Here is a 21,724-nt window from a genome sequence, read left to right as displayed (position 1 = left end):
AAACGGTCCGGCTACGGACGGCGTACGGTTAAGACTCCTTTTATTTTGGAAAGGCGGTCGATGATATTCCTCAGCTGATCCAGCCCGTTGATGGTAATGGTCGCGGAAATGACGGCCTTGCTGTCTTTTAATTCACGGGAATTCAGCGAATGGATGAAAAGGTGCATATTGAACAGCTGCTGCGTAATATCAACCAGCAGCCCGGAGCGGTCCTCCGCCGTTATTTCAAGGGTGGATTTGAATTCTTCCTTTACCTCGCCCGCCCAGTGGACATGAACCCACCGTTCCGGCTCAGCCGCCTCGGTCAGGTCCCTCGGCACATTGGAGCAGCTCCGCTTATGAACGGAAACCCCGAACCCCCGGGTGATAAAACCGATGATTTCGTCCCCGGGCAGGGGATTGCAGCAGCGGGAAATCTTAATCAGGCAGTTGTCCATTCCCTCTACAATAATGCCCGCGTTCGCATGGCTGACGGGCCTTTGGGGCTTTTCGGCAGCAGGAGCGGCCGGCACAGAAGCCTGCCGTTCTTTCTGGGAGGTCTCCCGCAGCTTTGGAAGGATCTTCCAGATCTGCACTCCCCCGTAACCGATGGCGGCATAAACATCCTCCACTGAATGACAGTTGTGCCGGGGACCGATCTTTTCCAGAACATTTGCAAGCTCTTCCTCGGACAGAACAATATTGTTCCGTCTCAGTTCCCGGTCCAGCTCTGATTTACCTTCCGCAATATTTTCATCCCGTCTTTCATGCTTGAACCATGTGCGGATTTTATTGCGCGCCTCGCTGGTCTGAACAATCTTCAGCCAGTCTCGGCTCGGCCCGTGCGCTTCCTTGCTGGTCAGGACCTCGATGATTTCACCCGTTTTTACCCGGTAATCAATCGGAACGATCCTCTTGTCGACTTTGGCGCCCGTCATGCGGTTTCCGACGGCGCTGTGAATCGCATAGGCAAAATCAATGACGGTTGCGCCGGCCGGAAGGCTGATCACGTCGCCGCGCGGCGTGAAGACAAACACCTCCTCCGGAACCAGGTCGGATTTGATCATCCGCACCAGATCGGTCGCGTCTTCGCTGTCCTTTTCGTTATCCAGCATCTGGCGAATCCACGAAAGGCGCTTTTCAAACTGATCCTGCCCTTTGGCGGAAAGCCCCAGCTTATACTTCCAGTGCGCCGCAATCCCGTATTCCGCAGTATGGTGCATTTCCCAGGTGCGGATCTGCACTTCAAACGGAATTCCTTCCGAGCCGATGACGGTCGTGTGCAGGGACTGGTACATATTTGGTTTCGGCGTCGAAATGTAATCCTTAAACCGGTTCGGAATCGGGCGGAACATATCGTGAATAACGCCAAGCACGTTATAGCAGTCGTTAACCGTGTCGACAATGACCCGAACCGCGTAAATGTCATAAATTTCATCCATGGTTTTCCCCTGGACAAACATTTTGCGGTAAATGCCGTTGATGCTTTTTACACGGCCTTCCAGATACACATTCGGAATGATGGTGGATACGCGCTCGAAAATCTTTTTCTTTGTCGATTCAATAAACTTAGTCCGTTCGCCGGAGCGCAGTTCCAATCCGCTTTCAATTTCCTGATAAGCCATCGGATCCAGAATCCGCAGCGAAAGGTCTTCCAGTTCTTCCTTCATTGCCCGGATTCCAAGACGGTGCGCGATCGGGGCGTAGACCTCCATATTTTCGAGAGCCTTGTCCCGCTGTTTCTGCGGCGGCATAAACTCAATGGTTCTCATATTGTGCAGCCGGTCCGCAAGCTTGACGATGATGACGCGGATATCCTCGCTCATCGCAATCAGCATCTTGCGCAGATTTTCGGCCTGCTGCACCTCGCGGGAGGAATATGGAATGCGCCCCAGCTTTGTCACGCCGTCCGTCAGCCCGGCAATTTCAGCTCCGAAATCCTTTTTGATCTGGTCCAGGCTGATGGGAGTGTCTTCCACAACATCGTGAAGCAGTCCCGCCGCGACGGATTCCGAATCCATGCCAAGTTCAACCAGGATGCAGGCCACCGCGACCGGGTGGGAAATATACGGTGATCCGGAGAGACGCTTCTGGTCCCTGTGTGAGCTTTCCGCCAGCCAATACGCGCGGGTAATGACATCCAGATTATACTCGCGCTCGCTCGCACGAATCAGAGACAACAAATCGTCAAAGGTCTTCAGCGGCCATGCCATCCTGCTCACCTGCCTTTTCAAATAACTCCAGAGAACGAATGATTTCAGAATCCTTCAGATTGATTTTTCCGTTCTGCGGGATCAGCTTAACCCGGTATGTATCGGCGTCTCTTTCCAGACGAATTAATCCCCGTTCCGCAAAAACATCCAGCGCCGTCAACAGCTTTTCCATGCCCGGCGCCGACCCGGGAATGCGGGGAAGCAAAAGCTCCGGCGTACCGGAATACCCGTTTTCTCCCCTCAGCGCCCGGTAAATGCTCGCAAACTCCTCGCGTTTCGGTTTCATCCGGGCGGCTTCCTCCGAGGAAAGCGGCTCGCCCCGGCGGAACTGATCGTAAAGGCTCTGGCCCAAAATCACTCCGTCCATGTCCATGCCCGAAAGCTTCATGTCGCGGATGACAATCGACAAGAGAGTTCTGCCCGCGTATTCCCGTTCCTGAAGGGTAACAGCCAGATCGACCCTGTCGCCGCAGCGATAACTGAATTCCTCCAGAGTCGTTCGGAATCTCATACAGCGAACCGTGCGGGAATCCCCGCTGACACTGACTCGCAGATGCTTGCCTCCGCCGACCGGTGTAATATCGGTGATTGTCACACCTTTCAGTCCGAATACCGGTTCCGGGTTCCCGGTTCCGAACGGTTCCAGATACCGCATGGCCTGCGTGATTTCCAGCGACAGCTCCCTCGGCGTCAGCAGGCAGTCGATGGAGAGTACCGGCGCCGGCATCGGCTGCCCGAGTCCTGCCGCGAATGCGTTGATACGGGCGCGGAATTCGCCGATTTGACCCGGCGGCAGGGAAAGCCCCGCAGCCATCGGATGGCCGCCGAACCGTGTCAGAAGATCGCGGCAGGAATACACGGCGTCAAACAGGGAAAAGCCTTCCACGCTTCTGCCGGAGCCGCGCGCCTCGTTTTTCGAACGCGAAATAACAATGCACGGTTTCCCGAAACGGTCCACAATCCTTGCCGCTACGATTCCGATCACGCCATGGTGCCAGTCTTCCCCGTCCACCACGAGAACGCGGTCGTAAAGCAGAGCCGGTTCCCGGCGGAAGCATTCCTCTACTTTTTCCAGAATTTCGTTTTCAACGTCGCGCCGATAATTGTTGTCTTCACTGATTTTGCCGGCAAGGAACGCCGCCTCCTCCTGAGATTCCGAAATCAGAAGACGGACGGCCTGATCCGGAGACTCCATCCGCCCCGCCGCGTTAATGCGCGGAACCAGAATAAAAGCAACCTGTCCGGCGGAAAGCTCCCTGTTTTCCAAGCCGGTCTGCTCCAGCAAAGCCCTGAGGCCGGGGCGATCCGTTCTGGGCAGGTAACTCAGCCCCGTTGAGACAAGCGCCCTGTTTTCCCCTGTCAGCGGAACAATGTCCCCGATGGTTCCGATCGCGATAAGATCGCCGTAATTTTCAAGCAGCGATTCCAGATCGCCATCCGGACCCTCCAAGGCCTGAATCAGTTTAAACGCGACGCCGACTCCCGCAAAATCGTGGTAAGGCGCGCCGCTGTCCGCGCGGCAGGCATCCACCACCGCGCAGGCGGGAGGTAAAACCTCCCGCGGGTGATGGTGGTCCGTAACAACCGTATCGATTCCAAGACTGTTCGCATAGGCGATTTCATCCACACTGGAAATTCCGTTGTCCACGGTGACAATCAGATCGACTCCCTGCTCGTGCAGCGTGTCGACCGCCCCCATATTCAGTCCGTAGCCCTCTCCTTCCCGCTCCGGAATGTAATAGATCACATTCCCCCCGCAGGATTCCAGGTAAGAGTACAGCATCGCAGTGGCGGTAACGCCGTCCGCGTCGTAATCGCCGTAAACGGCGATCTTCTCAAAGCCGTCCAAAGCGCTGGTGATCCGTTCCGCCGCCTTCTCCATATCCGGCAGCAAAAAGGGGTCGGAAAAGGATACGCCGGAAGGCTTCCGGAATTCATCCGTCATGCCCCGCGCCGCCAGAAGTGCGGCAACGGAACGCGGTATTTTCATCTCTTCTGCAATTTGGGAAGCGGCGGACTCGTCGCAGCGACGAATCCGCCATTTTTTCACACTCAATCGCCACACCTGCCCCATATCTGATTATTTTAGCATTCCGAAAGCATTTATTCAACTTTTTCTTTCCGGCAAGTTTGGAAACGCCGGTCACGGCAGTCAGAAGATAAAAAAGAAGAGGGCGGACATATTTGTCCGTCCCCCCCGATTCAACCAGGTCAGCCCTGAGAACTCTGACTCTGGAATTTCTGTTTTGCCTGTTGAATTTTCTGCTGCTGGGCGTCGGGAACATTGTACCAGCCGCGCTTTTTCATGGTGTCAAAAACCTCGGACTGAATCTGATGTTCTTCGGAAAGAATATTCATAAATTCGTCCCTGACATTTTGCGTAACACATTCATTCGTGTAAGTGTTGTAGGTGTCCGTCATATATTTCTGAGAAGCCAGCGCATCATCCATGAGTTCTCTTTCCCCCATGGGGCTGCTGACCTGAGTACCGCTGACCTGGCCCGGATTCTGATTGAAATTCATCCTGAATGTTCCTCCCTTTTTAAGAATTTAAAAATCCCATTAGCTTGTCGAAATGGCACTGGTGCTTCTGCGCAATCGAACTGCATTTCTGCTTTAGCTCCTGGTCGGAGCACATCTGTGAGTACGCGTTGTACTTTGTAATCAAGACATGCTCGTGAGCGAGCTGATCTTCAATTGCCGAAAGCTCTTTTTCAGAGATCATCTAAAAACACACTCCTTTTTAAAAATTGTGTTTTTAGTATCCGGCAGAATCAATATTTTATACGTTGCCGGACGTTGTCTTTCGTAAATCAGGCGGTCTATGTAGCCTGCCGCACCGGTTCCTGTTCGTTGAGGCCGAAGCTGATAGACAAGGCCTGATCCACCATTAACATCGCCTTGTTGTCAAGACGTCCCATACGTTCTTTCAGTCTGTGCTTATCGATTGTCCGCACCTGCTCGAGCAGCACGATTGAATCCTTTGCAAGTCCGGTCGTACTGGCATTGAGCATGATGTGCGTAGGCAGATTCGCTTTTGAGCGCTGACTGGTGATTGCGGCGGCAATCACGGTCGGGCTGAACCTGTTCCCGATATTATTCTGTATGATCAGTACCGGCCGCACTCCGCCCTGCTCGGACCCTACCACCGGACTGAGATCGGCATAATAGATATCGCCTCTTCGAATATTCATTTTTTCACACTCCGAAAATAAATGATATAGCAGATTTTGGATTTCCGCGAATAGTATTGACATTCTTTGAAAGATTTATTCGTTCTGCGGAGCCTGTTATATAATATTAACGGAGTACCTTTGTTGACAGTAGCGGTCGCCGTACTCATCAGGTCAAACCCCAAAAAATAAAACCGTCGAAAATTTCAACGGTTTTTTGTGATTTAATTTTATCAATCAGGTTCAGGGGCAAGATTCAAGTCCACTTCAATCGTTTTTTCCGCGTAATCGTAAAAATCCACCGTAACATTGCAGTCCGGCACGCTGAGCGTCTTTATTTTTCCGGTCTCAGGGTCAGCCGTCAGCGTGTAATCATACCCCGCGTTTCCGGAAAACTCATTGTCATGGGTCGGAATCAGGGAGCCCGGCTTTTCCGCCTGATCAAGCGTATGTACCATCACGGCCGCGAAAGAATCCTGCGGAAGCACGCAATCCTTGCCGCCCGCGGCAAGCCCCTGAAACGTTGCTGTGAATCCGTCGCCGTTCCAGTTCCAGCAAAGTCCCTCCGGCCCGCCCGAAAGAATCTCCAGCGCTGCGTTTTCCGGACCCAAGCGCTGAAAAGAGCATGTGACGCTGCCCCCCGAATAATGCACGTTCGCTTTACAATCAAGTTGAAAGTCCAGATCCTCGACACCGATTCTGGACTTTGCGCAGCCGCCCAGCAGCAGGCACAGCGCGGCGGCTGCTGCGATCATATTCCGGCGCAAAGGCACCCCCCAAAAAGCGGGCGGAACGCAGCTACCGCCCTAATTCCAAAAACAACTCCGGCAGCTTTCCGATCAGGTCGGTCGGCAGCATGGCGCATTGGGACAAAGTCCCCGCGCAGCGGTCCCCGGCAAGGCCGTGCAGATACACCGCGCCGGCAGCCGCGGAAAACAGGTCGACCCCTTGCGCCGCAAAGGACGCGATCATACCCGCCAGCACATCGCCGCTTCCGCCCTTGGCCATCCCGGGATTTCCTGTCGTATTCCGATACAGCTTTCCCTGAGGGGAAACGACCAGGGTTTCAAAGCCTTTCAAGACCAGAATAACCCCCAAATCCCGTGCAAACGAACGGGCGAACAGTTCCCGGTTTTTCTGAACCTCTTCCGGGGTAGTCCTCAGAAGACGCGCCATTTCGCCGGGGTGCGGTGTCAGCACGAGCGGAGCGCGGACTGTTTTCAGTTCATCTATATGCTCCGACACAATATTTATTCCGTCTGCGTCAAGGACAAGCGGAACATCCGCCGTTTGAAGAACTCTCGAAACCGTTCTTCTTGCAAAAGGGCTTTTCCCCAGGCCGCAGCCGACAAGGCACGCGCTCGCCCGGGACAACGCCGAATCCAGTGATTCCAGGTCCCGGTCCGCCAAATCTCCGCCCGGCGAGGCGTCAAGCAGCGTAAACACCGCTTCCGGAGCAAGGGAAGCGACAATCGGATAGATGGAACGCGGCAGGGCCGTCTCCACAATTCCGGTGCCGCACCGGAGCGCGGACAGTGTGCTCATCGCCGCCGCGCCCGCCATTCCTTCGCTGCCGCAGACGCATAAAAGGCGCCCGTAGCAGCCCTTATTGCTCTCCGGCCCGCGCGGCTTCAGCATATTCAGAAGTATTCTTCTTCCCTCCGGTACGTCCCGCTCCTCCGAAATCTGCATCTCTGATTTTTCATTCCAGCCGACCACCGTGGCGGCGGCTGTTTCAGCGGTATGTGTCACGCTGACGGAGAAGCGCATATTTTCAGCCAGATGAGCCGCCTTCCCCGTCAGTTGAAGCCTCGGCTTGCCGTTCGGTTCGCGAAGAAGCTCCGCCTCCCGCAGGCAAAATCCGCTCAGGCCCGTTCCGACCGCTTTTGAAAACGCTTCTTTCGCGCAGAAGCTGGCGGCGACACTTTGAGCCGGAAAACCCCGCCGGGCGAGCTGCTCATACTCCGATTTCCCAAGAATTCTCGCGCAGAACAAAGGATTCCGCATGGATTTTCTGATTCTGGCGATTTCAACCAGATCAGTACCGATCAAAAGCATCTCTCGCCACCTGCCTCGGCAAGAAAGGCCGAATTGCCGTCAGCGTTTTTTCATCCGGGCTGAAAACGACCAGAACATTCCCCAACTTGGAATCCCGGGCACAGAAATACCATGCGCCGGAACCGTCTTCCCGTTCTGATGCGACAATACGGGAAGCAAAACTCTTTTCACGCAGCTTCTGCGCATCATATTTTCCCATTTCCTCCACCGTATGGGCATCCACGGAAATGACCCGTTTCCGTTTCCGTTGATAAATAATTTTATCGACCGTGATATCACCGTTCGTCACGCTGTATTCAAATTCTAAGCTCCGCGATGTGATCAGATAATAGGCGCCGTAGCAAACCCCGGCCAGAACCAAGATAGCGATCGGCGGCAGAATGATCACGGATAAAAGCACAAGGATGATTCCAAGCACAATAATTCCGAAAATAAACAAATAGTCTTTTATCCCGAATTTCTTTTTAATCAGCTGCTCCACAAAAATGTCCATTCTTCTCCCCCTGACAATTCTTTTCCCTTATTTTAGCACAGGGATGAATTCTTTACAATGAATGCCCTCCATTTTCCTCGAATTCCTGCTTAAGCCGGCTTCTGCGGATATTTTTCTTGCATTCGGACAACATTCGTGTTATATTATGTCTTACAGAAATCAAACGCTGTGATAAAGGAAGTAACCTTTCTTTTCTTCCGCGCAGAGAGAACGTGTCACCGGCTGAAAGCACGTTTGCGGATAAGACTGGCGAAGTTCCCTTTGGAGCGGTGCGGCTGAACCATTCGCAGTAGGCCGCAACGGGCGGCACCGTTAGCAGGCTGTCAGAGTACAAATACAGGGTGGTACCACGGAGCTTTGCGCTTTCGTCCCTTGCGGGAGGAAAGCGTTTTTTATTTTTCACCGAAAGAAAGGATGAAGCCGAAATGAAAGAACAGCTGGAGCTTCTGCGCAAAAAGGCGGAAACGGAGCTGAAACAGGCGCAGGACCGCCAAAGCCTTGAAAGCCTGCGAATTAAATATCTTGGAAAAAAGGGTGAATTGACCGCAATTTTAAAACAGATGAAAAATCTTTCGGAACAGGAACGGCCTGTCATCGGGCAGTTCGCGAACGAGCTTCGCACGCTGATTGAAAAGGAGCTTACGGACCGTGCGAAAGAACTTCACGAGGCAGAAACCGCGCTTCGGCTGAAAGCAGAGGAGATCGACATCACCCTGCCGGGCAGGCGCCACAAGCTCGGCCACCCTCACCCGCTGAATCTGGAGCTGAATGAAATCAAGGAAATTTTTATCGGAATGGGATTCGACATTGTCAGCGGTCCGGAAGTGGAATTCGACTATTATAATTTTGAAGCTCTGAATATTCCGAAAGACCACCCCGCGCGCGATACGCAGGACACGTTTTACATCAACGACAACATTGTCCTGCGGACGCAGACTTCACCCGTTCAGGTGCGCACGATGGAAAAGCAGAAGCCGCCCATCCGGATTATCTCCCCCGGCCGCGTCTATCGCTCCGATGCCGTCGACGCGACCCATTCCCCGCTGTTCCATCAAATTGAGGGACTGGTCGTCGATCAAGGGATTACCTTTGCAAACCTGAAGGGCACGCTGGAAACTCTCATCCGTCGGATGTACGGCGAAAATTCCGTCGTGCGGTTCCGTCCGCACCACTTCCCGTTCACGGAGCCTTCCGCAGAAGTCGACGTGCAGTGCTTTCACTGCCACGGCGAGGGCTGCCGCCTGTGCAAGGGAGAGGGCTGGATTGAGATTCTTGGCTGCGGCATGGTTCACCCGAAGGTACTCTCAAACTGCGGCATCGACCCGGAAGAGTACAGCGGCTTTGCGTTCGGCATGGGGCTGGAGCGCCTTGTCATGCGCAAATACAAGGTGGACGACATGCGTCTCTTTTTTGAAAACGACGTTAGATTCCTGAATCAGTTTTAAGGGGGAATTGGAATGGATTTGTCAATGAAATGGCTCAAGGAGTTTGTAGAGCTTCCTGATATGCCGATCCGCTCTTTCACGGAAGCGATGACTATGAGCGGCTCCAAAGTTGAAAGCTGGCGGAAAGAGGGCGACGAAATTCAAAACGTCGTTGTCGGAAAGGTTCTTTCTCTGGAACGTCACCCGGATTCCGACCACATGTGGATTACCATGACCGACGTCGGCAGCGGTGAACCGCTTCAGATTATTACAGGAGCGCAGAACCTGAAGGTCGGCGATCTGGTGCCTGCCGCGCTTCACAATTCGTGTCTGCCGGGCGGCAAGAAGATTAAAAAAGGCAAGCTGCGCGGGCTGGAAAGCAACGGCATGCTCTGCTCCCTTTCAGAACTCGGGTTAACCAAACATGATTTTCCATATGCGATTGAAGACGGAATCTTTGTCATTCGGGAGGACTGCCGTCCGGGTCAGCCGATTCAGGAGGCGATCGGTCTTGACGACACCGTCGTGGAATTCGAAATCACCTCCAACCGGCCGGACTGTTTCTCTGTCATCGGCCTTGCCCGAGAAGCCGCCGCAACGTTTCATAAGCCGCTGAAGCTTCACACCCCCGCCGTCAAAGGCGGACACGGTTCCGGCGCTGAGATGATAAGCGTTTCGGTGGAAGCGCCGGACCTTTGTCCCATGTATTCCGCGCGGGTTGTGAAAAACGTCAGGGTCAAGCCCTCACCGCGCTGGCTGCGCGAACGTCTCCGTGCGATGGGCGTGCGCCCGATCAATAACATCGTCGATATTACAAACTACGTCATGCTGGAATACGGCCAGCCGATGCACTCGTTTGATTACCGGTTTATTCAGGGACATAAAATCACCGTGCGCCGGGCCAAGGAAGGTGAAAAAATCATGACGCTGGACGGCACCCCCCGCACGCTGCGTGAAAAGAATCTTGTGATTGCGGATGAAAACCGGGCCATTGCCGTTGCGGGCGTGATGGGCGGCGAAAACAGCGAAATTGTGGACGGCACCACGACGATCGTCTTCGAATCAGCTTGCTTCAAGGGCCCATCGGTCCGCACAACCGCGCGCGACCTCGGCATGCGCACGGATGCTTCCTCCCTGTATGAAAAAGGGCTGGACCCCAACAACTGCATTCCGGCGCTCGACCGCGCGTGCGAGCTGGTGGAACTGCTGGATGCGGGAGACGTGACCGACGGCATTCTGAAAGACAGCCATTTCTCCCCCGAGCGCCGCAGAATTCGCCTTGAGCCGGACTGGACCAACCGTTTTCTCGACATATCCCTCAGCGCCGAGAAAATGAAAACAATCCTTTCCAAGCTGGACTGCGAATTTGACGGCGACGAAATTCTGGTTCCTTCCTTCCGGCCCGACCTGGTTCATAAAGCCGATATTGCGGAAGAAATCGCGCGTTTCTACGGCTACGATAAAATTGCCTCCACCTCGCTCAGCGGAGGCGCCCAAGGCAAATACACCGCCGGGCAGAAATTTGAAAAGCTGATCGGCGACACCATGTTGGCGCTCGGGGCAAGCGAAATCATGACGTATTCCTTTATCAGCCCGAAATATTACGATAAAATCCGGATGCCCGCGGATTCTCCGCTGCGGAATTCCATCGTGATTTCAAATCCGCTCGGAGAGGACACCGGCATTATGCGCACAACCGCCCTGCCCTCTATGATGGAGATTCTCTCCCGCAATTACAACAACCGGAACGACTCCGCGTGCCTTTACGAACTTGCGACGGAATACCATCCGACCTCGGCGGAGCAGCTGCCTGAGGAAAAACTGGAGCTGATCTGCGGAATGTACGGGAACGGCTCCGATTTCTTCACCGCAAAAGGTATGGTAGAAGACCTTCTGGAAAAGCTTAATGTAACAGAATGGGACATTTCCGCCGCGACGGAGGAATTCGCCTATCATCCCGGCCGCTGCGCCGCTTTATCCATTGGCGGCAATCCGCTGGGCATCATCGGGGAAATCCACCCGAAAGTAATGGAAAACTACGGGATGGATTGCAGAGCAGTCAGCTTTACGCTCGATGTGGATTCTCTGTTCCAAAACGCCGGCATGGATAAAACCTACCGTCCGCTTCCCAAATTTCCGGCCGTGGCAAGAGACCTTGCTTTAATCTGTGAGGATAAAACTCCCGTTATGTCTCTCGAAAAGGCTATCCGTATCGGTGCCGGCTCCCTGCTTGAACGAATCGAACTGTTTGACGTATACCGTGGAGAACAAATTGAAAAGGGCAGAAAGAGCGTCGCGTTCCGGATTGTGCTGCGTTCCCCGGACAGCACGCTGACGGAAGAACAGATTACGGCGGCGATGACCCGGGCCGTAAAGGAGCTTGAAAACATCGGGGCCATCCTGCGCTCCTAGTTCACAATTTATTTCTTGCATTTCATCGCACGTTGTTGTATGATGAACAATACTGGAGGTGTTCCTATGCTCGATAAAACGGTGACTTTTTCACTTGGAAGCGACCGGGAGGAAGGCATTAAGAAAATCCTCACAACCGTATATGACGCTCTGAAGGAAAAAGGATACAACCCCATTAATCAGATTGTGGGTTATATTCTTTCGGAGGACCCCACCTACATTACGACTCACAACAATGCGCGGAGCCTGATTCGCAGAATTGACCGCGACGAGCTTTTGCAGGTATTGGTAAAATCCTATCTGGGCGAATAAAGCCCGAACGAATGAAGAAGAGGAGGTCGACAGCGAATGGCAGACAAGCAAAATGACGGGGAACCGCAGTTTCCAACCTATAAGGGAAAACCGTTGGTACGCTGCGGAGATGTGATTTATTATGGAAGCATGAAGGACCGTTATGTCGTCAGGCTGGAAATAAAAAGCAAGAAGAAAGTCAAGGACTTGGACGTGGCGGATCGGGTCGGCATTCAGCTGATGCTGACGGATCAGACTGTGCGGAACCGGAAACAGATTGTAAAGACCAGCGAAAAAAACGGTCTGTACCTGGCCATGGATCTTGCGGATGTCTGGCTCAGCAGAGCGCTGGCGGAATAAATTTTAAAAGCCCAAACACAGGCCCGCAAAACACTGAGCTGTTTTGCGGGTCTTTCATCCGGAAGAGCCGTGCTGCCTTTCAAATCAGGAAGCAGCGCGGCTCTTTATTCTGCATTTTACTTTCCGATATCATTCCGATAGTGCGCGCCCTCAAAATGAATTCCGGACACGGCCCGATACGCTTTTTCCAGCGCCCGGGGCAAATCCGTGCCAAGAGCCGTTACTCCGAGCACGCGCCCGCCGCAGGTGTAAAACTTCCCGTCCCGATACGACGTTCCGGCATGGTAGACCGTCGCGTCCTCCGCCTGCCCGTTTTTATCGAGGCCGGTGATTTCAAAGCCTTTTTGATATTGAACCGGATACCCTCCGGATGCCATGACTACACATGCACAGGCTTCGTCGCTCCATTCGATCGGCTGCTGTTCCAGCTTTTCATCCACGACGGCCTCCATAATCTCGACAAGGTCGGTTCTCAGCCGCGGCAGCACTACCTGAGCCTCCGGGTCGCCGAACCTGGAATTGTATTCAATCACCTTCGGACCGTCCCGCGTCAGCATCAGGCCAAAATACAGGCAGCCCTTGAACGGGCGGCCTTCTTCGTTCATCGCACGGACCGTCGGCAGGAAAATTTCTTTCATACAGCGTTCGGCAAGCTCCGGCGTGTAGTACGGATTCGGGCTGATTGTCCCCATTCCGCCGGTATTGGGGCCTTTGTCTCCGTCCAATGCGCGCTTGTGATCTTTCGAGGAAACCATCGGGCGAACGCAATTTCCGTCCGTAAAAGCGAGGATGGAGACCTCCGGGCCGGTCAGAAATTCTTCAACAACCACACGGTTTCCGGAGGAACCGAAAACCTTATCTTCCATAATCGTCTTGATTCCCGCCTCCGCCTCTGAAAAATCGGAGGCGATGATTACGCCCTTGCCAAGCGCCAGTCCGTCCGCCTTGATGACGGTGGGAAATTTTCCGCGATTACGAATCGATTCAAGCGCCTTGTCCGGTTGGTCGAACACTTCATAATCCGCCGTTGGAATTCCGTATTTTTTCATCAGGTGTTTGGAAAACACCTTGCTGCTTTCAATCTCCGCCGCATCCGCTTTTGGGCCGAACGCCCGGATTCCCGCGTTTTCCAGCGCGTCCACCATTCCTGCCGCAAGCGGATCATCCGGCGCGACAACAACCAGATCGATCTGATTCCGTTTGGAAAAGGCTACGACGCCCGCAATATCCATCGCGGGAATCGGGACGCATTCGGCGTCGCGGGAGATTCCGCCGTTTCCCGGCGCGCAGTAGATTTTTTCCGCTTTCGGGCTTTCTTTTAGTTTTCTTACTAAAACATGCTCGCGGCCGCCGCCGCCGATCACCAATATTTTCATGATTTTCCCCGCTTTCGTTTTCAGCCGGTCAGTGATGAAACAGGCGAAGGCCGGTGAACGCCATTGCGATTCCGTATTGATCGCAGGTCTCAATCACGTTGTCGTCGCGGATCGAGCCTCCCGGCTGCGCAATATAGGAAACGCCGGACCGGTGCGCGCGCTCAATGTTGTCCCCGAACGGGAAAAACGCGTCGGAGCCAAGGGACACGCCGGTCTGCCGGTTCAGCCAGTCCCGCTTCTCCTCCCGTGTGAGCGGTTCGGGCTTAACCGTAAAGAAATTCCGCCAGACGCCTTCCGCAAGCACGTCCTGAGAATCATCAGAGATATAAACGTCAATGGTATTGTCGCGGTCCGGACGGCGGATATCGGCGACGAACGGAAGCCCCATCACCTTCGGGTGCTGACGCAGCAGCCAGTTGTCCGCTTTATTCCCCGCAAGGCGCGTGCAGTGAATTCTGGACTGCTGTCCGGCGCCGACGCCGATGGTTCTTCCGTCCTGCGCGTAGCACACGGAATTACTCTGCGTATATTTCAGCGCGATGAGTGACAGAATGAGGTCACGCTTCGCCTCATCCGGGATTTCATGATTTTTTGTGACGATATTGGCCAGAAGCTCGGGGCCGATCACCGCTTCGTTACGGCCCTGCTCGAATGTGACTCCGAACACATCCTTATGCTCGATCGGTTCAGGCCTGTAATCCGGGTCGATTTGAATGATATTGTACGTGCCTTTTCGCTTTGACCTGAGAATTTCCAGCGCCTTTTCGGTGTATCCGGGGGCGATCACACCGTCGGATACCTCCCGCTTCAGCACAAGGGCCGTCTGTTCGTCGCAGACGTCCGACAGAGCCGCAAAGTCGCCGTAGGAGGACATCCGGTCCGCGCCGCGCGCCGCGGCATACGCCGACGCCAGCGGAGAGAGCTCCAGGTCGTCCACAAAACAAATCTTTTTGACCGTGTCGGACAGTTCCACCCCCAGCGCCGCTCCCGCGGGGCTGACATGCTTAAAGGAAGCAGCCGCCGGCAGACCGCAGGCCGCTTTCAATTCCCGCACCAGCTGCCAGCTGTTGAACGCGTCCATAAAGTTGATATAGCCGGGACGGCCGTTCAGAATTTTAACGGGCAGCGGTCCGCCGTTTTCCATAAAAATTCTGGCGGGCTTTTGATTCGGATTGCAGCCGTATTTCAGCATCAGTTCGTTTGCCATTCCAGTTCCTCCCTCTCAGCGGTTCTTATTCAGGATTCTTGTTTCGGTCAGTCCTGTTTTCAGGTTGATAAAACGGACAAACAGCGAAATTTTATTGTCTTCGTTTAAAGCGTTCCAGATTCCGTGGGTCAGTTCGTCTATTCCGCCTTCCAGCGCGACCCGGACCGGTTCGCCCTCAAAGGAAGGGAGCGGATCCCCGTCGCCGGAATAAGTATGGATGATTCTTCCTTCCCCGGCGGCGGGTGAATTGTATTCAAAGAACTGGCGGTGCGCGGAGTCCGGCGACCCGTCCCAGCTTTTTAAAATCGAAAGGGTAAACCGGAGCCCGCCCTCCGTTTGAACCAGTCCGGAGATTCTGGGTGTGTAGTTCGGGGCATCCGGCTCAAAAGTACGTGTGCGCAGCGCTTCTACAAATGATTTGCCCGCCTCCAGATACTCGCAGACCGTGTCCGTCTGATCTCCGTTTGTCACAACCGTAAAAGCCCCCGATACCCGAACCGGGGAGTAAATAATCAGGGATGCGTCGCTCAGCTTTGACTCGTCGAACGCCCGTGTCCGAATGCCCTGCCCTTCTTCCTCGAAGACCCGGTTCCGGCTGTTTTCACTGCGTCCCATGATAAAATAGGCAATAACAGCATACTTTCCGTCTTCGCTGTTTCCGAGAAGAATTCCTCTTCCCGGGTAAGGATTGGAACCCAGATATTCCGCTAAATTCATTCGCTGCATGGCAAATCCCCCTTTATCTTCACAACGCCGTTTTCAACTTCCAGAAACCCCGCGCAGAACAGAGCAACCGCCTTCGGCAGCAGCTTCCATTCCGCCTGCTCCATGACGCGCCGCTGCAGGGTCTCAGGAGTGTCCCCCGGCAAAACCTCCACGGCCTTCTGCAAAATGATCGGGCCGCCGTCGCAGACCTCATTGACAAAATGAACCGTAGCGCCCGTCACCCGGACCCCTTTTTTCAGCGCGGCCTGATGCACCCGCAAGCCGTAGCAGCCCTCCCCGCAAAAAGCCGGAATCAGCGACGGATGGATGTTGATCATCCGGTTCCGGTAGCGTTCAATCACGCGCGGGCTGATGATTGTCATGAAACCGGCCAGTACGATGAGTCCGATGTGTTCCCGCTCCAGCAGGCCGATCAGTTCCGTATCATAATCATCCTGTTCGGAGAAGCTGCGCCGCCGCAACACCTCGGTACGGATCCCGGCCTGTTCCGCGCGGGTCAGGGCATAGGCGTCTTCTCTGCTTGACACAACCAGAGTAATCCTTCCGCCCGGTATTTTACCGGCTTTCTGCGCGTCGATCAGCGCCTGCAGGTTGGTTCCTCCTCCGGAGACAAGAACGGCAATGTTCAGCATAGCTCGACGCCTTCCCCGCCTTCGGCAATTTCACCGATGACACGAGCCGGCATTCCGTTCGCGTTCAGGAATTTCACCGCCCGGTCGGCATTCTCCGGGGCTACGGCGGCGCACATTCCGATTCCCATGTTGAAGGTGTTGTACATGTCGCGCTCCGGGATATTTCCCTGCTGCTGCAAAAGAGCAAAGACCGGCATTTGCGGCAGACGGTTTTTTTCGATTCGGGCCGTCACGCCCGCCGGAAGCATACGCGGAACATTTTCATAAAATCCGCCGCCCGTAATATGGGAAACCGCCTTGACAGGGAGCTGCCGCATCAATTCAAGCATCGGTTTGACATAAATCTTCGTCGGCTTGAGCAGTTCCTCGCCCAGGGTGCAGCCAAGATCGCCGATCTGCATGTTCACGTTCCGGTCCCCGATATTGAACACCTTGCGCACCAGGGAAAAGCCATTGGAATGCAGTCCGGAGGACTCCAATCCGACCAGCGCGTCCCCGGGGCGAACAGAAGTACTGTCCAGCATTTTCCCGCGGTCTACAACGCCGACCGTGAATCCGGCAAGGTCATATTCGTCGGCCGGGTAAAAACCGGGCATCTCCGCGGTTTCTCCGCCGATCAGCGCACACCCGGCCTGAACGCAGCCGTCCGCGACGCCGGATACGATTTTCTCAATACTTTCCGGGTGATTTTTGCCCACGGCCAAATAATCGAGAAAGAACAGCGGTTTTGCACCGCAGCAGACCACGTCGTTTACGCACATGGCAACACAGTCGATCCCGATCGTATCATGCTTGTCCATTAAAAACGCGAGCTTCAGCTTGGTTCCCACCCCGTCGGTACCGCTGACAAAAACCGGAGCTTTCATTCCGGAAAGATCAGGCTGGAACAAGCCGCCGAACCCCCCGATGCCGGAAAGGACTCCCGGGATGTTCGTCCTTGCCACATGGCTTTTCATCCGTTCCACTGCCTGGTATCCCGCCGTCACGTCCACACCGGCCGCCTTGTAACTTTCACTGTAACTTTTCATTCTTTCCTCCATCAATCTGCTTGATTAACCCTTTCAGAGCTGTTCTGCCTGCGCACGAATCGCCGCGTCTTTTGCGGCAACCTTTTCGCTCATCTGCCGTTTCATCTGCTCCAGCTTTTCGGCCAGCTCATTATTTCCAAGGGCAAGAATCTGCGCCGCGAGGACAGCCGCGTTCTCCGCGCCGTTGACCGCTACGGTCGCGACCGGAATTCCGCCGGGCATCTGTACGGTCGCGAGCAGCGCGTCCAGCCCTTCAAGAGCGGAAGATTTCATCGGAATTCCAATGACCGGCAGAGTGGTGTAGGCCGCAAGCACACCTGCCAGGTGCGCAGCCATCCCGGCAGCGGCGATCATGACGCCGAAACCGTTCGCTTTGGCATTCTTTGCAAATTCAGCCGCCTCGGCGGGTGTCCTGTGTGCGGAAAGAACATGTACCTCACATGGGATTTCAAGGGACTTGAGCTTTTTGACCGCGGCCGAGACAACCGGAAAATCACTGTCGCTTCCCATTATCACGGCTACCTTTTTCATATTCTGCATTTTTATTCTCCTTTATCTGTCTAAAAACAGAAGGCTGGCGGACACTGCTGACGAGAATGGCGGAAGAAAAACGGCTGCCGGACTCCGAAACGGAAAAAGGCTGCGCCTTTTTCCGGCGCAGCCTGCAGTTCTACTGTAGAATTTTAACACACCCGGCAAGGACAGCACCGACAGAAATCTTTTGGGCCCGATTTTTTCCCAACCCTGTCATTGCATCCACCTCCGAAATCCTCGCCCTATTATTGTAGGGGATTCCAACAACAAATTCAACTGTTCCCTTCCTAAGGAATGTTTTTTCGACTCTTTAGCAAGGAATACAAATCAAGTGAGAATTAACTTTGTGCAGACTTACCCGTCTGCCCGCCCATTGGAGCGTCAACAACCAACTCCTTCAGCGAAGTGGCAAGCCCTGCCAGGGATTGAATCTGGGACGGAATGATAATCTTGGTCGCCTTTCCGTCCGCGGCCTTCTGGAACGCTTCCAGACTCTTGAGCGCAATCACGTTCTCGGCCGGATTGGCGGTATTCAGTAAAACAATACTGTCGGCCAAGGCTTTCTGCACGAGCATAATCGCTTCCGCCTGACCCTGTGCTTCCAGGATTTTGGTCTGCTTCGCGGCGTCGGCGCGCAAAATAGCGGACTCTTTGTCGCCTTCCGCGATCAGGATCGCACTGCGCTTTCCGCCCTCTGCGGTAAGAATCTGGGCGCGGCGCTCACGTTCGGCCTTCATCTGCTTTTCCATGGAATCCTGAATTTCTTTCGGCGGAATTATATTCTTCAGTTCCACTCGGTTGACCTTGATGCCCCATGCGTCGGTCGCCTCGTCCAAAATCGTACGGATTTGCGTGTTGATGGTGTCGCGAGACGTCAGGGTTTTATCTAATTCAAGATCGCCGATAATATTCCGCAGCGTTGTGGCGGACAGATTTTCTATTGCGGAAAGCGGACGTTCCACGCCGTACGCGTACAGTTTGGGATCCGTAATCTGAAAATAGACCACCGTATCGATCTGCATCGTCACGTTGTCCTGCGTAATCACCGGCTGAGGGGGAAAATCAATGACCTGCTCCTTCAGCGAAACCCTTTTTGCAATTTTATCAACGAACGGAACCTTGATATGCAAACCGGTATTCCAGGTAACATGATAGGCCCCGAGACGCTCCAGCACATAAGCGTGAGCCTGCGGCACCACCTTGATGTTTGAAATCAGCAGGATGATTACCAAAAGAATAATAACAATGCCGACAATAAATCCACCCATGAATAATCCCTCCATAAAAAATTAATCGGTCTTCAAACGGACGATCAGTTTCACACCGTCTATGGATTCAACAGATACGCGCGATCCGACAGGGATGACGGAGCCGTCGGACGAACGCGCCGTCCAGATGCTCCCCAGAACATTGACCTGACCCACGCCAAGCGTATTGTTAATTTCAACAGTCACGACGGCAATCTTTCCAAGATAACGATCCGCGTTTGTTCCGGTCGTTTTAAAATCCAGAACTTTTTTGACAAACGGTCTTGTGGCAATCAGCGTAACCGCAGATACAAGCGCAAAAATAAGCACCTGCACGGAAACCGAGGCTCCGACAAGACTGGCGATCAGTCCCCCGATTCCGCCCACAACAAACCAGATGGAAACCAGCTGCGCCGTGGAAGCTTCCAGAACAGCGGCAAGCACCATGACGGCAATCCAGATAAACGGCATATATAGAATATAAATCAATAAGACCCCCCTTAAAAGGACCCGGATGGATGAAATCCCCATCTATAGCATATGGTACCATAAAACTATGAAAAACGCAATATAAACAGAGCAGAATCAGGCTTTGCCGCGCATCTCCTTGATTGGGTGCCCGTTTCAAAATTCTTTTTAAGTTGTGATAGAGTCCCGTATCTGATCAAAAATTTTATCGCCGATTCCCGATACATTCTTAATTTCTTCAATCGAGCGGAACGGCCCGTTTTTTTCGCGGTAGTCAACAATGCGCTGAGACAGTGTTTTTCCGATTCCGACTAACCCGTCGCTCAGCTCCTGCGGGGTCGCCGTATTGATATTCACTTTGCCGCTGATTCGGACCGCCGAAGACAAGCCCGATGAAGCGGCACTCCGCACGCCGGCAGAAACCGCAGAATCGGAGGACGCCGGTTCCGATCCGCTTGAGAAAAAAGCCGGTGTTTCCGACCGCGAAGAAGATTCCTGTCTCCAGGCGACGGTCGCGTCCGGCACATAAAAGGCGTTGTAGCCGATCATAACCGAACAGATCACCGCCGCCAGCAAAATCAAAAGCTTTTTTTGCCGGGATTCCTCATCCATTTTGGTCCCATCCCTTTAGAAAGCTAAAGCAAAGTAAGCCGATTCAGAAAATCCGTAAAATAAGCCGGCAGCTCGCTGGAAAACTCCAGATACCTTCCGTCGCGGGGATGCACAAAGCCGATGAGCCTGGCATGCAGGCATTGACCGTCCAGGCCCGGAGCCGGCTTTTTCGGTCCGTAGACGGGGTCGCCCGCCACCGGGTGGCCCAAATAGGCCATATGCACCCGAATTTGATGGGTGCGCCCGGTCTCAAGCTTCAGCATGATATGGGTAAACCCGCAGTACCGGGCAATGACCTGATAATGAGTCACGGCGTTTCTGGAATTCTGTTTGGTAACGGTCATCTTTTTCCGATCAACCGGATGGCGCCCGATGGGCGCATCCACCGTACCGCTGTCTTCCTTCAGATTGCCGTGTACAACCGCCTCGTAAATCCGCGTGAAACTGTGGTCTTTAATCTGAACCGCCAATTTTTGATGGGCGAAATCGTTTTTTGCGACAATCAGCAGTCCGCTGGTATCCTTGTCGATCCGATGCAGAATTCCAGGCCTCAACACTCCGTTGATTCCGGAAAGAGACGCGCCGCAATGCGCAAGCAGCGCGTTGACCAGCGTTCGGTCCGGATGGCCGGGCGCTGGGTGGACCACCATGCCCTTCGGTTTGTTCACCACGAGCAGGTCGTCGTCCTCATAGGCGATTTCGAGCGGAATTTTTTCCGGCCGGACTTCAAGAGGGACAGGGTCCGGAATCCGGATTTCAAGAAAATCCCCCTCTGCGCAGCGATAACTTTTGCTCAAAGGCCGCCCGTCCTTTGTAACAAGCCCGTCGTCAATCCATCTTTCCGCCGCGGACCGGGTCACATTCTCCATGCTCAGGCTGAGAAACTTGTCCAGCCGCAAACCGGCCTGCTCCGCTTCTACCATTTTATGCTGCAATTCCATCATTATTTGGTCCGAAGAACTTTTTCCGCGCCGTGACTGTCATCCGCGAAGAACAGGACATGTATCATTAAAAACACGGTTCCCACCGTCACGCAGCAATCGCCGAAATTGAAGATCGCGGGAAAAAAGGAAACATGAATGTAGTCCACAACAAAGCCCTTTAAAATGCGGTCGATCAAATTTCCGATTCCGCCGCCCACAATCAGTGCGGAGGCTGCGTAAGAAAAGAACTCATGATTTCCGTAGCGGAACAGCGCGTAAATAATCAGGATGCAGATCACCAGTGTGATCCCAATAAACAGCCATCTTTGATTTTGAAGAATACTGAACGCCGCTCCCCGGTTTTCCACATAGACAAAAGACAGCAGGCCGTCAAAAATCGTTTTTACCCCGTCCGGCTTTAAATATTGAATCACCAGCAGCTTTAAAACCTGGTCTGCTGCAATGACCAGAACCGACAGAAGCAGTATGATCAAAGGCAAAAAAACATCTCCTTATCAGAAAATTCATTCGTTACGGTTCACTCTATTTATTATAGAGGCGCGTTCAT

At 53.8% G+C, this 21,724-nt stretch carries 23 protein-coding genes and 1 other annotated feature; of the genes, 4 read left to right on the top strand and 19 right to left on the bottom strand.

Translation table 11 applies throughout. The annotated features are described in order from the left end of the window. Positions 1-11: 11 nt before the first annotated feature. From HCR03_RS00935 to HCR03_RS00900, 8 genes are all read right to left on the bottom strand, one after another. Positions 12-2,192, bottom strand: coding sequence for a RelA/SpoT family protein (locus HCR03_RS00935; RefSeq protein ID WP_187036255.1), 2,181 nt, complete (start codon positions 2,190-2,192; stop codon positions 12-14). Further along, positions 2,167-4,242, bottom strand: a complete 2,076-nt coding sequence (gene recJ / locus HCR03_RS00930) for a single-stranded-DNA-specific exonuclease RecJ (RefSeq protein ID WP_228725174.1) — start codon at positions 4,240-4,242, stop codon at positions 2,167-2,169. Before recJ ends, HCR03_RS00935 begins: the two co-directional genes overlap by 26 nt. 161 nt (positions 4,243-4,403) lie before the next feature. Further along, entirely contained in the window at positions 4,404-4,715 is a 312-nt protein-coding gene (locus HCR03_RS00925) for a spore coat protein (protein ID WP_066642431.1), read from the bottom strand. 19 nt (positions 4,716-4,734) lie between these two features. After that, positions 4,735-4,917 (bottom strand): ferritin-like domain-containing protein, encoded by a 183-nt coding sequence (locus HCR03_RS00920; protein ID WP_066642434.1) that lies wholly within the window; start codon positions 4,915-4,917, stop codon positions 4,735-4,737. 97 nt (positions 4,918-5,014) lie between these two features. Further along, positions 5,015-5,386: a type II toxin-antitoxin system PemK/MazF family toxin gene (locus HCR03_RS00915; RefSeq protein WP_066642437.1), complete on the bottom strand. Its 372-nt coding sequence runs from the start codon at positions 5,384-5,386 to the stop codon at positions 5,015-5,017. A gap of 212 nt (positions 5,387-5,598) precedes the next feature. Then, the gene (locus HCR03_RS00910; protein ID WP_066642440.1) at positions 5,599-6,132 is read right to left on the bottom strand and encodes a hypothetical protein; all 534 of its coding nucleotides are present in this window, start codon (positions 6,130-6,132) and stop codon (positions 5,599-5,601) included. A gap of 31 nt (positions 6,133-6,163) precedes the next feature. Beyond that, positions 6,164-7,423, bottom strand: coding sequence for an NAD(P)H-hydrate dehydratase (locus HCR03_RS00905; RefSeq protein ID WP_187036252.1), 1,260 nt, complete (start codon positions 7,421-7,423; stop codon positions 6,164-6,166). Then, entirely contained in the window at positions 7,404-7,916 is a 513-nt protein-coding gene (locus HCR03_RS00900; protein WP_187036250.1) for a DUF6106 family protein, read from the bottom strand. Before HCR03_RS00900 ends, HCR03_RS00905 begins: the two co-directional genes overlap by 20 nt. A gap of 159 nt (positions 7,917-8,075) precedes the next feature. Next, positions 8,076-8,292 (top strand) — a binding site (T-box leader). 49 nt (positions 8,293-8,341) lie between these two features. Between HCR03_RS00900 and pheS the strand changes: the two genes are divergently transcribed. The 4 genes from pheS to HCR03_RS00880 all read left to right on the top strand — a co-directional run bounded on the left by pheS (position 8,342) and on the right by HCR03_RS00880 (position 12,403). Beyond that, positions 8,342-9,361, top strand: coding sequence for a phenylalanine--tRNA ligase subunit alpha (pheS, locus tag HCR03_RS00895; RefSeq protein ID WP_066642450.1), 1,020 nt, complete (start codon positions 8,342-8,344; stop codon positions 9,359-9,361). A 12-nt stretch (positions 9,362-9,373) separates the two neighbouring features. Then, the gene (pheT, locus tag HCR03_RS00890; RefSeq protein WP_187036247.1) at positions 9,374-11,752 is read left to right on the top strand and encodes a phenylalanine--tRNA ligase subunit beta; all 2,379 of its coding nucleotides are present in this window, start codon (positions 9,374-9,376) and stop codon (positions 11,750-11,752) included. A 66-nt stretch (positions 11,753-11,818) separates the two neighbouring features. Further along, complete coding sequence (locus HCR03_RS00885; RefSeq protein WP_066642453.1) at positions 11,819-12,064, top strand: IreB family regulatory phosphoprotein; 246 nt, start codon at positions 11,819-11,821, stop codon at positions 12,062-12,064. Between the two features lie 36 nt (positions 12,065-12,100). Next, a complete protein-coding gene (locus tag HCR03_RS00880; RefSeq protein ID WP_187036245.1) occupies positions 12,101-12,403 on the top strand; it encodes a hypothetical protein in 303 nt (100 codons plus the stop codon). Between the two features lie 116 nt (positions 12,404-12,519). On the opposite strand, the gene purD is transcribed toward HCR03_RS00880, so the two are convergent. The 11 genes from purD to lspA all read right to left on the bottom strand — a co-directional run bounded on the left by purD (position 12,520) and on the right by lspA (position 21,656). Further along, entirely contained in the window at positions 12,520-13,779 is a 1,260-nt protein-coding gene (purD, locus tag HCR03_RS00875) for a phosphoribosylamine--glycine ligase (protein ID WP_187036243.1), read from the bottom strand. Between the two features lie 28 nt (positions 13,780-13,807). After that, positions 13,808-14,986 carry a phosphoribosylaminoimidazolecarboxamide formyltransferase gene (locus HCR03_RS00870; protein ID WP_187036240.1) on the bottom strand — a complete coding sequence of 393 codons (1,179 nt, stop codon included), beginning with the start codon at positions 14,984-14,986 and terminating at the stop codon, positions 13,808-13,810. A 15-nt stretch (positions 14,987-15,001) separates the two neighbouring features. After that, positions 15,002-15,712, bottom strand: coding sequence for an IMP cyclohydrolase (locus tag HCR03_RS00865; protein ID WP_066642460.1), 711 nt, complete (start codon positions 15,710-15,712; stop codon positions 15,002-15,004). Beyond that, positions 15,700-16,344 carry a phosphoribosylglycinamide formyltransferase gene (gene purN / locus HCR03_RS00860; protein WP_066642463.1) on the bottom strand — a complete coding sequence of 215 codons (645 nt, stop codon included), beginning with the start codon at positions 16,342-16,344 and terminating at the stop codon, positions 15,700-15,702. The genes HCR03_RS00865 and purN overlap by 13 nt, the downstream gene beginning before the upstream one ends. Continuing rightward, positions 16,338-17,372 carry a phosphoribosylformylglycinamidine cyclo-ligase gene (gene purM / locus HCR03_RS00855; protein WP_187036238.1) on the bottom strand — a complete coding sequence of 345 codons (1,035 nt, stop codon included), beginning with the start codon at positions 17,370-17,372 and terminating at the stop codon, positions 16,338-16,340. The genes purN and purM overlap by 7 nt, the downstream gene beginning before the upstream one ends. Before the next feature lie 33 nt (positions 17,373-17,405). Beyond that, positions 17,406-17,903 carry a 5-(carboxyamino)imidazole ribonucleotide mutase gene (purE, locus tag HCR03_RS00850; protein WP_187037953.1) on the bottom strand — a complete coding sequence of 166 codons (498 nt, stop codon included), beginning with the start codon at positions 17,901-17,903 and terminating at the stop codon, positions 17,406-17,408. A 341-nt stretch (positions 17,904-18,244) separates the two neighbouring features. Continuing rightward, on the bottom strand, positions 18,245-19,174 hold the full coding sequence (locus HCR03_RS00845; protein WP_066642472.1) for an SPFH domain-containing protein: 930 nt from the start codon (positions 19,172-19,174) through the stop codon (positions 18,245-18,247). 21 nt (positions 19,175-19,195) lie between these two features. Further along, entirely contained in the window at positions 19,196-19,642 is a 447-nt protein-coding gene (locus HCR03_RS00840) for an NfeD family protein (RefSeq protein WP_228725047.1), read from the bottom strand. A 147-nt stretch (positions 19,643-19,789) separates the two neighbouring features. Beyond that, positions 19,790-20,233 (bottom strand): ComEA family DNA-binding protein, encoded by a 444-nt coding sequence (locus HCR03_RS00835; protein WP_066642474.1) that lies wholly within the window; start codon positions 20,231-20,233, stop codon positions 19,790-19,792. A 23-nt stretch (positions 20,234-20,256) separates the two neighbouring features. Continuing rightward, entirely contained in the window at positions 20,257-21,177 is a 921-nt protein-coding gene (locus tag HCR03_RS00830) for an RluA family pseudouridine synthase (protein ID WP_228725046.1), read from the bottom strand. Next, positions 21,177-21,656 carry a signal peptidase II gene (lspA, locus tag HCR03_RS00825; RefSeq protein WP_066642480.1) on the bottom strand — a complete coding sequence of 160 codons (480 nt, stop codon included), beginning with the start codon at positions 21,654-21,656 and terminating at the stop codon, positions 21,177-21,179. The genes HCR03_RS00830 and lspA overlap by 1 nt, the downstream gene beginning before the upstream one ends. Positions 21,657-21,724 lie beyond the last annotated feature (68 nt).

It is taken from the genome of Caproicibacter fermentans (assembly GCF_014303955.1).
GTDB lineage: Bacteria > Bacillota > Clostridia > Oscillospirales > Acutalibacteraceae > Caproicibacter > Caproicibacter fermentans.
The sequence above is the reverse complement of the archived record's forward strand: the minus strand, read 5'-3'. Positions and strand labels throughout refer to the sequence as shown.